The 13,523-nt window shown below is 35.2% G+C and carries 13 protein-coding genes; 9 read left to right on the forward strand and 4 right to left on the reverse strand.

Annotated features, from left to right (window positions below):
• The first annotated feature begins 46 nt into the window (after positions 1-46).
• The 3 genes from ABN763_RS02565 to ABN763_RS02575 all read left to right on the forward strand — a co-directional run bounded on the left by ABN763_RS02565 (position 47) and on the right by ABN763_RS02575 (position 2,179).
• The gene (locus tag ABN763_RS02565) at positions 47-388 is read left to right on the forward strand and encodes a hypothetical protein (protein ID WP_410483845.1); all 342 of its coding nucleotides are present in this window, start codon (positions 47-49) and stop codon (positions 386-388) included.
• A gap of 72 nt (positions 389-460) precedes the next feature.
• Positions 461-1,597, forward strand: coding sequence for an MBL fold metallo-hydrolase (locus ABN763_RS02570; protein ID WP_410483846.1), 1,137 nt, complete (start codon positions 461-463; stop codon positions 1,595-1,597).
• Positions 1,598-1,642: 45 nt separating this feature from the next.
• Complete coding sequence (locus ABN763_RS02575; RefSeq protein ID WP_410483847.1) at positions 1,643-2,179, forward strand: DinB family protein; 537 nt, start codon at positions 1,643-1,645, stop codon at positions 2,177-2,179.
• A 62-nt stretch (positions 2,180-2,241) separates the two neighbouring features.
• On the opposite strand, the gene ABN763_RS02580 is transcribed toward ABN763_RS02575, so the two are convergent.
• Positions 2,242-2,616, reverse strand: a complete 375-nt coding sequence (locus ABN763_RS02580; protein ID WP_410483848.1) for a winged helix-turn-helix transcriptional regulator — start codon at positions 2,614-2,616, stop codon at positions 2,242-2,244.
• 102 nt (positions 2,617-2,718) lie between these two features.
• On the opposite strand from ABN763_RS02580, the gene ABN763_RS02585 reads away from it, so the two are divergent.
• Complete coding sequence (locus ABN763_RS02585; protein WP_410483849.1) at positions 2,719-2,961, forward strand: YgjV family protein; 243 nt, start codon at positions 2,719-2,721, stop codon at positions 2,959-2,961.
• A complete protein-coding gene (locus ABN763_RS02590) occupies positions 2,939-3,475 on the forward strand; it encodes a GNAT family N-acetyltransferase (protein ID WP_410483850.1) in 537 nt (178 codons plus the stop codon). The genes ABN763_RS02585 and ABN763_RS02590 overlap by 23 nt, the downstream gene beginning before the upstream one ends.
• Here ABN763_RS02590 and ABN763_RS02595 read toward each other — a convergent pair.
• Entirely contained in the window at positions 3,468-3,956 is a 489-nt protein-coding gene (locus ABN763_RS02595) for a MarR family winged helix-turn-helix transcriptional regulator (protein ID WP_410483851.1), read from the reverse strand. The genes ABN763_RS02590 and ABN763_RS02595 overlap by 8 nt on opposite strands.
• A gap of 114 nt (positions 3,957-4,070) precedes the next feature.
• Between ABN763_RS02595 and ABN763_RS02600 the strand changes: the two genes are divergently transcribed.
• Positions 4,071-5,618 (forward strand): alpha/beta fold hydrolase, encoded by a 1,548-nt coding sequence (locus tag ABN763_RS02600; RefSeq protein ID WP_410483852.1) that lies wholly within the window; start codon positions 4,071-4,073, stop codon positions 5,616-5,618.
• Between the two features lie 4 nt (positions 5,619-5,622).
• Entirely contained in the window at positions 5,623-6,381 is a 759-nt protein-coding gene (locus ABN763_RS02605) for a hypothetical protein (RefSeq protein ID WP_410483853.1), read from the forward strand.
• A gap of 50 nt (positions 6,382-6,431) precedes the next feature.
• On the opposite strand, the gene ABN763_RS02610 is transcribed toward ABN763_RS02605, so the two are convergent.
• Together ABN763_RS02610 and ABN763_RS02615 are read right to left on the reverse strand one after the other, a co-directional pair.
• Positions 6,432-8,615, reverse strand: a complete 2,184-nt coding sequence (locus ABN763_RS02610) for an ATP-binding protein (protein ID WP_410483854.1) — start codon at positions 8,613-8,615, stop codon at positions 6,432-6,434.
• 231 nt (positions 8,616-8,846) lie between these two features.
• Complete coding sequence (locus tag ABN763_RS02615) at positions 8,847-12,182, reverse strand: hypothetical protein (protein WP_410483855.1); 3,336 nt, start codon at positions 12,180-12,182, stop codon at positions 8,847-8,849.
• Positions 12,183-12,551: 369 nt separating this feature from the next.
• Between ABN763_RS02615 and ABN763_RS02620 the strand changes: the two genes are divergently transcribed.
• Together ABN763_RS02620 and ABN763_RS02625 are read left to right on the forward strand one after the other, a co-directional pair.
• The gene (locus ABN763_RS02620; protein WP_410483856.1) at positions 12,552-12,983 is read left to right on the forward strand and encodes a phage tail protein; all 432 of its coding nucleotides are present in this window, start codon (positions 12,552-12,554) and stop codon (positions 12,981-12,983) included.
• Positions 12,955-13,449, forward strand: coding sequence for a phage tail protein (locus tag ABN763_RS02625; protein WP_410483857.1), 495 nt, complete (start codon positions 12,955-12,957; stop codon positions 13,447-13,449). The genes ABN763_RS02620 and ABN763_RS02625 overlap by 29 nt, the downstream gene beginning before the upstream one ends.
• The last annotated feature ends 74 nt before the right edge of the window (positions 13,450-13,523 follow it).

Consider the following 13,523-nt stretch of genomic DNA (forward strand, 5'->3'; position numbering starts at 1 on the left):
TCAAGGAAATAGTTCTAAAGCAAATAAATATTTAAAACTTAGTTGTTTGAAAGAGATTGTATTATACCAAAAAGGGAGTCATATAACTGACATAACCATACAACACAAAGGAAGAATTTGTATCATGAGCGGTGGTACCGGTGGCGAGCATTGCACTTACATCGATATCGAATCAGAAGAAAGTCTATTGAAGGCCTTACGTAAGAATCATTATGGTTGGTTTCGTAACCTTTTCCCATTTAAGCAAACTAGTAATACTAAAAAAGAAATAGTGGACCTTCTTGCCGTTATCTTCAAGTCGAACACAAAAGATCCAAGTGTTGAAATTGATCGCTTTTTCAAAAAGCATGGTATTAAGACAAAATCTGAGTATTGGCCAGATCGATGATTAATTAGACACTTTTTCATAACCATAATCATCATTATTTTGAATTTCTAAAAAGAGATTCTTACTGATAAAATGAAAAGCAAAATTTTAAAATTTTTTAGAAAAATGATTATTGCAATGAGTGTCGTTGTCGGCGTAATTCTCTTAGTTACCATTTTATTTGTTAGCATAAGCCCTCAGTTTGGCGGTAAAGCAACGGAGGAACAAAAGGCCAACTATCGAAAATCAAAACATTACCAGGATGGAATATTTGTAAACACCAAAAGGGTGCAGATGGATATGAGTTTGCGTGATATGGGAAAATCAATTATCGATTATCTTAAATCCCAACCCAACACAACACCAAAAAATGATATTCCGGTGGAAAAATCAGATTCTATAAGTATTGCTGATTATTCTGGAGAAACAAGGTTAATCTGGTTCGGTCATTCTACTTTCTTATTACAGATTCATAATAAAAATATTCTAATAGATCCGATGCTTGGTGATGTTCCAGCACCGCACCCTATGTTGGGTGGTAAAAGGTTCAGCAAGCAATTACCTATTGAAATTGAAAAACTTCCGCAGATTGACGCTGTAATACTCTCCCATGACCATTATGACCATTTAGATTATGGTTCGATAAAAAAACTGAAAGATAAAGTAAAGGCGTTTTATATGCCTTTAGGTGTTGGTGTACATTTACAGGAATGGGGAATTGAAAAAAGCCTTATTAATGAACTGGATTGGTGGCAAGAAATAGCTTTTGAAGAATTGCAATTGGTGTGCACACCTGCGCAACATTTTTCAGGAAGAGGTTTTAGTGATAGAGCCAAAACATTATGGAGCTCATGGGTAATACAATCGGATAAAGAAAAGATTTATTTTAGCGGAGATAGTGGATATGCTGACCATTTTAAAGTAATTGGTGACACATATGGGCCATTTGATTTTGCGATGATGGAATGCGGGCAATACAATGAAAAATGGCCTGAAATACATATGTTTCCTGAGGAAACAGCGCAAGCTGGCTTGGATGTGAGAGCTAAAAGAATAATGCCAATTCACTGGGGAGCCTTTAAATTGGCTATGCACACTTGGACAGACCCGGTTGAACGGGTCACTAAAAAAGCAAAAGAATTAGGCGTTGAAGTCATTACACCCAAAATTGGAGAATCAATCTTCCTAAAAGAAGGAACGAACGCAAATAATGATTGGTGGAAAGAGTAAAACGCCAATAAGAACATTTCATCTCGTATACTTATTTAATTCCACATGAAAAATATAGTCCTAATAGTCATTTTGATATTTAATGTATCCATATCGGTTAGCCAGGCTCAAAACACTCCTAAAACTCCTTTTACAAAAATGTACTTAAACGTATGGAATGAAGCTGCAGAACATTGCTTGGAAGTAGCGAAGGCAATGCCAGAGCATCTATATTCATACAAACCAACGGATGTAAGTAAAACGTTCGGAGAACAAATGGTTCATATCGGTTATACGGTAAAGCTACTAACAAAACGGTATGTGCAAGGGATGGATGTAAAACCGAATACCCCGGATGCTTCTAAAATGTCTAAGGCAGAGATTATTGTGCTCTTAGAAGATGGTTTTGCTTATACCCGAAATGTTGTGAATACAATAGAACAAGAGCAGTTAGATCAACTTTGTGTCATGTATCATAGCGGTAATACGGTAAGCCGGGCATTTGCTTTATTTTATGTTCAAGATCATATGACAAATCACAGAGCCAAGACTAATTTGTATCTTAGAATGAATAACATACAGCCCCCTGAGTATACATGGTAGAGAGTTACCTAATCTCAATCCCTTTTTTAAGCTATTTTAGTGATCAAGGTTAATTAGAGTAACTAGCTAATTTCGATAAGCCGCCCTTTAGATTCTGCATACTGAATTCCCCATTCGGTTATTTTTTTGATCACAGGTATGAAAGATGTTCCAAAATCTGACAGGGAATACTCTACACGGTTAGGTGGCTTAATTCCATAAACTTGACGTTCGATAAGTCCATCTTCATTCAATGCTTTTAGTTGAATACTAAGCATCTTTTCTGTAATATCTGGCATTAAACGTTTTAATTCTGAAAATCGCATTTCACCATTTCTCAAATACCAAAGTATCACACTTTTCCATTTTCCGCCGATGAAATGTAATGTTACATTCGTGCCGCAATGAAATATTTTGCCTTCTAGCTCATAGGCCTTTTGATTCCCATCTACAATCATCTTTATTTTTTTATACTGTCATCGATGACAGTTATTGCAGGGTAAATATATTCAAAATATCTTTATACTGTAAAAAGTATAGTTGAAGTAAAAATCGTAATTATGATGACTTTAGCCGACACCATAGGATACATAGCATTAGGGGTTAATCTGTACTCTATGTCTTCTAGAGATGAACACCGGCTGCGTGTTATTTCTGTTGTTGCGAATTTGATGTATGTTTTTTACGGATTCATAATCAGCGCTATACCTGTCATAATTGGCTGTTCGATTGCTGTTTTGTTACATCTATACCGATTATATAAAATGAAAACAATTACTTATGGAACAAATACGACTCGCTAACCCCAAGGATGCAATTCATATTGCCATGCTAGGTAGGATTACGTTTAAGGAAACCTTTGGTAGTTTATTTAGGGATCCTAATGACTTAAAAAACTACCTTAATGCAACATTTTCAGTACGGAAAATTGAAAATAGCCTTAAAAAGGCCAACAACATATATTGGATTGCTTTTGTAGATGCACTTCCTGTAGGTTATGCTAAGCTCAAACTCACATCTCCTTCGCAATTCCTTCAATCAGATAATGTAAGCCAATTACAAAAGATTTACGTGCTACAAGATTTTCTCTCAATGAAAATAGGTAAGCGATTGCAAGATCTCTTGATTTCAAAGGCATTTAAATTTGGTGCTTCAGCTATTTGGTTATCCGTTCTGGATAGCAACACTAGAGCGATCAACTTCTATCAAAAAAATGATTTTAAAAGTGTGGGGGTACATGAATTCAGCATTGGAAAAGAGACTTTTAAATTTAAGGCTATGGCAAAGTTGCTCAATTTAGATGGCAAAATTAGTTAAGGGTAGACATCATTTTTTTTAATAATTGAGCAAGTTGTTCGCGTTCTTTTTCATTTAAAGAATCTACAGCTTCATGCGCCTCCCGAAATCGTATTTCAATAGCACTGTCAATTATTTTGATCCCTTTTTTGGTAAGGGTGGCGCGTTTAATACGCTTATCCTTGTCATCGACTGTACGATAAATAAGCTCCAGCTTAGTCAGTCTATCTAATAAAGCGGTCATGGCGCCTGAGGTAAGTAGAACCGATTGCATTAATTGTGAAGGGGTAAGGGCATAAGGCTTTCCAGAGCGCCTTAAGGTAGCAAGCACATCTAGGTCGGTGTAATAAATACCGCTGTCTTTTAAAACGGCGCTAGCTCTTTTTTCTAAAGTTTTTCCTAAGCTTAGAATACGACCTACAATTGCCATTGGTTCAGCATTTAGTTCGGGACGTTCGTTTTTCCATTCAGAAATTAAGGTGTCGATAATATCATTTGTCATTTGTAGCGTCAATTTGAAACAAAAATACAAATATATCTTGACATAAAGATATTTTTATTATGTTTGTAAAGTATCTTTATGTAAAGATAAATATTTAATTTATAAATTATTCTTATGAAAACATTACTATATCCCTTAACCACATTCATCTTTTTGTTAAGTGTTAGTTGCTCAGGAAAGCAACAAAAAGACACAATACCAACGGTTGTATCCAATAATTTCAGCTATCAAAATGAAGAGGTTGACTTTAAGGGGACTGATAACCTAATCTTTCTTCCTGAAAATAGACTGGCTGAAAATTCCAGAAGAATAGGGGTTCAATATTTTAGGTTAAAAGCTAAAACCGATAAAGGATTACCGCCTGTATTGTATTTGCCTGGTGGCCCTCCTGGCAGCTTTTTTATAGATATGTTTAGTGGAAAATATGGTGGAAAGCATGGAACTTACTTTGGAAAACAAGTGTCTATTCTAAATAAAGACCGGGATGTACTAGTAATTAATCAAAGAGGGAATCATGCTATACCGGGGGCGCCTATACCAGACTTTACCTATACATATAATGTAGGAGACCCCAAACAAATATCCAATCCGGAGCAATGGAAAAAAAACCTGAAAACGGGTTTCCTTTCTTATTCCAAGTATTTTGAAGAGATTGGGGTGGATCTTCGAGGCTATGATTTTAGTCATTTAGTAGATGATATTGAAGCTATTCGAACCTATCATGGTTATCATAAAGTATCATTCATGGTTGGCAGTTTTGGTGCGCAATGGGCCTTGGGTTATATCAGCCGGTATCCTGAAAAAGTTGATAGAGCATTGGTGTATGATATAGAGCCATTAAGTCATTCATATGACGACCCCAAAGATGTTTGGGAAGTGTTCAAAAATATCGAAAAGGAAGCTGAAAAGTCAGAAAAACTAAAAGGAAAACTACCTAAAATTGGCTTGCTAAATGCTGTAAAAGTTATTGTAGAACGATTGGAAAAAGAACCGGTTTACATCAAAATAGATTCAGATTCAATTCTAATTGGTGCGGACGATTTTAAAAGAAATTTACGATATCCTTATGGACCTACTGAGGCATGGCCAAAATATATTACAGAGCTGTACAATGGTGATTACAGATTGTTGGCCTTATGGGCAAAAGAGCGTCGTGGTGGAAATGCAACTGTTGGGATGTTAAATAGTCTTATTGACGTTAGTCTGGGAATTTCTGAAGAGCGACATAAACTAATAAGCAGTAGAGAAGAGTTAAAATGGATGCGTCCTACAACCTTAAGCTATGATGCACTAAAAGATGTCATTCATACACCGGATGTTGGTGATAAAATGAGACAAATTAAAAGCAATACCATTCCTATGGTCATCTTACAGGCTAACATGGATGTCAATACACCTCTTAAAAATGCGACCTACGTAGTGCCTTACTTTAAGAACTCGCATATCATCACACTGAAAAATGTTGCACATCAAGGTAGAGTACATTTATGGGAAGAACACCCGGAATCGTTAGAATCTATTATGACATTGTTCTCCGCAGATTTTGATAAAATACCTTTTTCCGAATTCAAGAAAACATTGAAATCGGAATACACTATGAAGAAGTTTGATTTTATAGACATCGAAGGAAAATCATTGTACGAAATAAGAACTGGTAAATAATCATATGAAATTAATCTATTTCTTTAAAGAGCGATCTAAAAGGTTTAAAAAGTACTTTCTGGAATTTTTGATGCTGTTTCTAGCGGTATTTTTGGGTTTTTTTGCTGATAACCTGAGAGATGCTTATGTTGAAAAAAGAATTGAAAAAGAATATATAAAATCATTGATCAATGATTTAGAAACAGATAAAACGAATATTCAACTTATAGTGGAATTAAATGAAAGTAGAATCAAGAGACTGGATAGTCTTACTAGCCTTTGCTTTGACTTTAATTTAGAAAATAGGAATGATTCACAATTATATGAACATTATAAGATTCTTAATGTACGCCCTGATACTTTTATGCCCAACGAACAGACGCTACAACAATTAAAAAACGCAAGTGGATTGCGTTTAATAGAAAGTAAAGCCGTTGTTCATAAAATACTGGAATACGAACATCGTAAAAAAGAGCTGTCTAGTCAGCAAGCATATTACGAAACATATCACAAAAGCACATCGGATTTGGGTCTAAGACTTTTCACCCAAAAACCATTTAAAGAAATGGCCTCTTACAGAAAAAGAACTGGCCAAATATGGAATGCTGCTATTAAATACAAATTACTTCAAGATGCGCCTTTAGTTTTAAACGAGTTTGCAAATAGATTGTACAGTTACCAACAGATTGTCGAATACTACAACATTATGTTAAACGATACTCAAAAAGCTGCGGATAGATTGATACTACAATTGCAAAATGATTATCGTTTGAAAACGATTTAGATTCTCACGGAAAAACCGATCTTGAAAGTTAGCGAGTGCAAAGCAGTTAGCTATATATATTCCATTAATTTTCGCAAAAACTCATCTGTTTGATAGGGTTTTACGACGATATCATTAATGCCATATTCTGTTAAGTCAACATCTAAGTCTCCTTTTTCTACGGCTGTTAAAGCGATAATTGGGGTTTGTATTTTGTGTTCTCTAATTTTTTTACTGGCATCAAACCCATTCATAACTGGCATATTTAAATCCATTAAAATAATATCGAACGTATTAACTTTTACAGCTTCTACAGCTTTCTCACCATCAAAAGCGCTCTGAAACGTCATATCATATTGTCCTATTATTTTTTGCGTTACAATTTGATTGATCTTATTATCATCTACAATTAGAATATTAAGACCATTTAGAACCGATACATCTTGTTTTTTAGCCAGCGGAATCGAGGTATTATTGTTATTCTCCTTCCTTAATTTAATTTCGAATGAGAAAATAGAACCTTTTCCGGGAGTGCTATCAATTACTAGTTTACTTTCAAATAATTTCAACAACTTTTGTACAATAGAAAGCCCCAGTCCGGTGCCTTGGTAATCATTGCTATTGGTAAACTGAGTAAACTCTTCAAATATCTTGGCCTGATCTTCTTTTGAAATACCTATACCAGTATCCTGGATAATAAATCGGAGATGAGCAGTATCATTAGATTCAGATAAAGCATCTATTTTAACGTTAATCATTCCTTCGTTTGTAAACTTGCAGGCATTTCCAATGAGATTAATCAATATTTGTGAAAGTTTCATTTTATCGCCTTCAAACCTATCGGTTAAGCCTTCTTCAATATTGATTGAAATTGTATTTTGATTTTTGGAGTTCATGAACTCCAAAGAATCGGTTATATCACTAATTAAACTAGTTAATGAAAAAGGTTCTGTTATGAGTTGCTTGCCTTTAGTAGAGTCTAGTTTGTTAATTTGTAAAACATCATTCACCAAAGAAAGCAGGTAATCTGCTGAAAACTTTAATGACTGAAGCTCATCCGATCTGTTTTTCTCTTTTTTCAGCAGTACTTCGGTAAGGCCTGTAATTGCATAAAGAGGGGTTCGCAACTCATGACTTATTGTAGAAAAAAACTGAGTTTTAGCGACAGCTAATTTCTCTGATTTTTCTTTAGCCTCTAGGTATTGTTGATTTTTTAATTTTAACTCCTTTAATGCCTTATTTCTTGTAATTCTAGAACGGAAAATTAAGGCGGTTGATACTAATGAGATAAAAGCAATTAAACCCATTAACCAAGAAAACTTAGAGCTAGCATATGCTTTTTGTTCTGCTAGCTCTTTTTTTAATTCCTGTGCTTTTAGTTCTTTTTTTATCTCTTTTAGCTTGTACTTGGAAATTGCTGTTTTTTCAAGAGCTATTTTGTCTTCTCTATACTTAATTTCAATTAAGGAATCATATGATTTTCTGGCCTCATTAGCGAGTTCATACTCCTTAAGGTCATTATGGGCCTCAATTAGATTACGATACGTGTCAATCAACATTTCAGGATACAATTGCCCTTTACCCTTGGCAACAACCACGTTCAACTCTTCCAAAGCTTTTTTGTGCTTTCCTTTTTTCTGATAAATAGCACCTTGCAAATAATGAGTAGAAGCTATAAATCCCGGTCTATCTGTGATCTTTTGTGCAAAAGGCTTTGCTGTACTTAGAAAAATCTGAGCACTATCGTACTTTTTAATAGAATAATAACTTTCAGCTATATTATAGTTTGCCACAAAAAGACGAATGGTATCTTTTAGCCGTGTTACGATCTTTTTTCCCTCATTATAATGATAAATGGCTTTATTATGGCTGGCACCGTAATAGACATTCCCTAAATTGAAATGGGCGAAGCTAATAAGCGTATCATTTTTACTTTTTAGAGCCTTATCCATTTCCTTTTTAAATATACGTTCTGCACCCAACGTATCTTGTATGTGTAAGAACGACCCTCCGACCAAAGTAATTAGTTTTCGTTCCAACTCTGGTTCTTGATAGTTTCGCACAATCGCTAGCGCTTTATCATAATCCTCAAGAATTTTATAATAATCTCCTTTGTAGAAATAGGAAATCATTGTCGTCTGGATTGAGTCTAACTCTTTATTAGCCAATGGAGTTTGGTGTTGACTAAATAGACCAGTTATACCAATGACTAAAAAGGATAAGAAAAATAACAAATGACGTTTTAGGGCTGCCATAATTTGTTCAATTGGTTATTAAAACAGAATCATAAAATCTTATTCTAAGATTTTTGTTTACAAAAGGTTGAGAGAGGGTATTAGCGTGAATGGTCGCCTAAATATAGGCATTTTTGTCACATTCAGCCAATCTTATTTTTCTGCAACAAATAGTTAGTTAGCGCTTCTAGCGTATTCGATTTTTACTATTGCTACTTTCCTCTTAAAATATTAATCGCTTTAGTCCAATAATTATTTAATTTGAGTAATCTCTTTAATCATCTTTCCTGCCGGTGTACTGTCAAGCGCCATTTTTTGCATAAACTCATATGCCTGCGGGGCCATTACGCGACTCATCGGGGCTTCAATAATCGGCTTTTTCGTTTTTTTAGATTCCGGAAATCGCCATTTTCTAATATTGGCGTCATTGTTCTGTACACATTTATATAATGTCTCATAAATAGGCTTATTCGTCTTTTTTGAAATTAACTCCAACCCATAAATATCCTTAATGTCTTGGATATTGAATTGATGAGGAAGGTAGATGGTTTTAAAATCAATTGTTTGATGAAGATAATCTAGCCGTTCTAACTCCGTCTTGATAAAAATCGGCATCATTTCCGTCGAGGATACCGAATTCAAAATAGCATTTAACTCCGTGTTTGGATTGATTTTTTTTATACGGATTCCTTCCTTTATCCAATCTTGAACTGTTTTCTTAATATAGGCATTCTTATCATTTACAATACTGATAAATACATTGCGTTCCGGTAGGCAGTCCAGGTCTGCAATGCCGGGCTGATCATTAATCTGTCTAAATAGTTTAAACGCTGATAATAAGCCGGAGTTCTCATAGATACCACCATCATTAAAATGTCCTAAAGTTGGAATTTTAGCTGCTGGGCTTATTAAAGGAAATCTGTTAGAGGTAGATGCTGCATTATAATAGGAAATGGTCTTTTGCTCTACTTTTTTCGTATCGTCATCATACAACTCAAGTTCCAGAATATTGTCAGCATTTTGATACAATAAAGAAGGGGAGGTTTCAGTGGAATGAACGCCTCCGACACTAACAGCCATTCCTTGGTTACCCCTAACATTGGTACTGTTCGAAATAATAACAGGGTAGTGGTTTTTATTTGCCGTATAAACTTCTTTCCAAAATCCACGGTACGATTTACTAGAACAAATTGCCGCTTCGTTATCCGCTAATTTTGCATAGCGTTCCATGGCTTTCGATGAGCGATCCTGCCCACTTTTATCAAAATACGGAACAAACATATAATTCACTAAATCTCGTCCTAGTATATGGGTTAAATCCATTGATAATACATGCTCTGTAGCAATATCGGTAATCATTTTTGTGCGTGCTGGGTGATCTCGCTCTTCTTTCATAATCGCAGACCAATTGGTAATACCCATTGTACCGCCCGAAGCACCTGACATCACTACTGCTTTTTCTAGAAAAGAGTCATCTTTTTTATACAATTCATCTAGCACCGTCATGGTCCAGGCGTTCGATTTCATCCCGCCGCCATAGGCGCCGATATAATATTTTGTTTTGGTGGGCTTCAGGGTTTTTGTATAATCTTCCAAGGTCAATTCATCTCTTTTTTCTTCTCGATCTATGGGCGCTAAAACAAATAACTTATTAGGCAATTTAGCGGTCAATACATTAAGGACCAACATCAGTACAAATCCCATAATCAAATAGAAGTTAAATAACTGACGATTTCGTACCGCATATCTTTCTTTGGAAAATTTATAGAATATAAAGTTTTTAGTAATAACGACCAGCATCCCATAGTATAGGAATAGGGCCGAAAGTATAATGAGTGCTGCATTAAAATAAAATGGCAGTTCATCTACAAGATTGAGAAGCAAGAAAAAACCAGAATTGAACATTCCAAATACTGCTGTCGCTTGCAAAAAGAAAATGTTATTACTAAAAATTCCAATATTTAGTGTGTTCAATAACTTTAAAATCCCCTTTGGTGCTCCAAAAGGGTTAGGATTGTAAAAAGCGTTTAATTGATCTTCTTTTGCATCTAAATGGGCTTGAGTCAATTGCACTTCCTTTTCAGGGTCGACCTCAATTACACGCATCACATAAAAGGCATTTACAACCGTTTTCCTATCCTTATCAAAGAAAACTAATCTAAAAATCGATCGGAATGTGCGGTAGTAGATATAGCTTACTGTTTGCAGTACAATACATACAAGGCTTATAATGGCAGTCCACTCTGTATACAATGACTCATTAATTGTCGCATCTACCGTAATGTATTGATATAACAAATAGGCTATAAATGCGATGGTCAACACTACAGTTATCGTAATAACCCAGCCATAAACTCGAATATGGGGTATGATTTCCTTTAGGTTATTAATTTCTCCTTTTGTTAGTGATGTTTTGGCAATTTCTAGTTTTTCAAGATCATCGGCTAAACGTTTTTTAGCTTCTTCCTCAAAACTGTGATCCTCGGCTTCCTCCATATCCTCGTGCTCATCATTAAAATCGCCATCATAAAATGGAATACGAGATTTGAGTAGCGGAACATTTTTTTCTAGCCATTGCTGTTTTTCTTCCCGTAAATAATACAACAAATAAACGCCTAGCAACAACATTGATACTGAGATCACCGATGTCGCAAAGGGCCAATGAAAGTTGGTTTCAGATGTAAAAGCAACAAAATAGAATAGGGCCGCATAAAACAGAATCCCCAATATACGCAGCATGAAGTTGATGGATCCCTCCACAATGTGAGCGTTTTTTTCGTGTTTATCATAATCATTTTTATAAAAAACAGTGCTGATCAATTGCCAATGCCATTTAGCACGGTACCATTTACGCCGACTTTTATCGATATTAAAATAGGTAGGGTAGTGGGCCAGCATTACTGCATAAATAGGCGCTGCTACTAACAATAATATGCCTAAATTATAAGGTTCCATATATAGGTTGACGACAATCGAATTTACCTGACTAGCCTTTGGTAATAGCACGCCAATTATCATAATAATCACCAGACTATAAATGGCTGATTTAAAGAATCGCAAGATGGTGGGATAATATTGTTTGTAGTATTTTTTAATAGCAACCAACAACCAACCGAGTATGACTACTCCATATAAAATAGTCTTGATATCAGCGATCCGTTTAGGATATTCATAGGTACTCAGGTATAACACATTTTCCCAGACATCGAACACATATGCGGCGATTGTGATGACTCCAAATACTTTTAAAAGTGTTTGAATCCAGTTCCCGTAGTCTTCTTGATCCGATACAAAATTGCGTACAAAGACCCAGATAGATAATAATAAGATAAACGCCCAAATAAAGTCAATGATAAAAAAGGCCCAATACGACCACATCATATTGTTGCCCTTAAGGAGGTCTTTGACAAAAGCACACTTAAGTTCATTTGTAAATTGCGGATGATCAATAAGCCCTGGAATACGGCAAAAACTTGCCGCTAATAAAATAAAAACGGTGAATGCTAGTAAAAACTTGAACCGTTTTTCGAACACCCAATTACGAGGTGCCTCGCTTACTTCTTTTAGTTTTTGAATACTTAGTTGCATGCTTGGTTGGTTTATTTTGTGGTTGTGATAATAAGGGGAATTGTACTAATCGAAATGATGGCATTATTCATCTGAAAAATAGTTTGCACGCATTTTCCGATATACTACAGTCAGGGATAGATAAGTACAATAAGATATAGAATGCGTGCGATCAATTTTTTAATTCTCAATGAATTACGTTTTTTTTCGTTGAATTGAATGAATATTGAAAATAACATGATTTGAAAGTTTTCCCTTGACCGGAACTTTTGAAAGTATATATAAACAATTCAAGTATGGGGCTATTATCTAGTAAAAATCAGGGAAAACCCTTATAATATAATCAGTAGTACATCATAATTTTATGGACAACCATAAATCTGTTAAATCATGAATCAGTTGCCATGTGTAAATTTTCATTTCAAAGTAGATTGGGGGGGTACCCGTATTGGATTTACTGAAGTGTCCGGACTCGATTTTGAGACGAATCCTATTGAATATAGAGAGGGTAGTGACCCGATTTATCATCCTCGTAAAATCCCCGGACTTCAAAAGTTCTCAAATATTATCCTTAAACGAGGGATTTTAAATGGTGATAACGAATTTTTCGATTGGTATCGAACGATTCAACTAAATACGGTTGAAAGGAGAGATGTCACCATTTCATTGCTAAACGAGCAACATGAACCCAAAGTGATTTGGAAACTACGGTCTGCTTGGCCAGTACGACTTGAATCACCCTTGCTCAACAGTACCAACTGCGAAGTTGCAATTGAGACCTTAGAAATTGCTCATGAAGGAATTACCATCGAACACGTTTAGAATGTCAGATAACAATACATACCCGCCCTTAAACGTACATTTTACAGCAACCTTTCATACTAATAAGAGAGAAGAAGTTGAACCTTTTCAATCGATTAGTGGTTTGCAAGCAAAACTTGTAAAAGAAGAAGGCAAAAAACTGCCAGACACGGTATTCGAAAACCTGATTTTAAGGCGGGGGTATAATCCCAATTCCAAACTAGTTGCTTGGTGTATGAATGCTATTAACAACAAGTTATTTCAGGCAAAAGACATCACAATACAGTTATTAGATAGCCGGCATGAATTAATCAGTGCCTGGGCTGTTGAAAAAGCTATTCCGGTGGGTTGGGGTATTGAAGCATTACATGCTCAGGATCCTAAAGTGTTGATTGAGGTAATTGAATTAAAATACCAACGTTTTCATGTATTGAATAGTAAAGGAAGTAATATCGCACCCACAAAAATTGACCAGCAACGAAAGTAGAATGACTAAGATTAATGTTGGTTACAATTGTCAAAAATTTAAGTTGGATTGATTTTTTTACACCATTTGTTTTC

Origin of the sequence: Spongiivirga sp. MCCC 1A20706 (assembly GCF_046524175.1) — a bacterium.
Lineage (GTDB): Bacteria > Bacteroidota > Bacteroidia > Flavobacteriales > Flavobacteriaceae > Spongiivirga.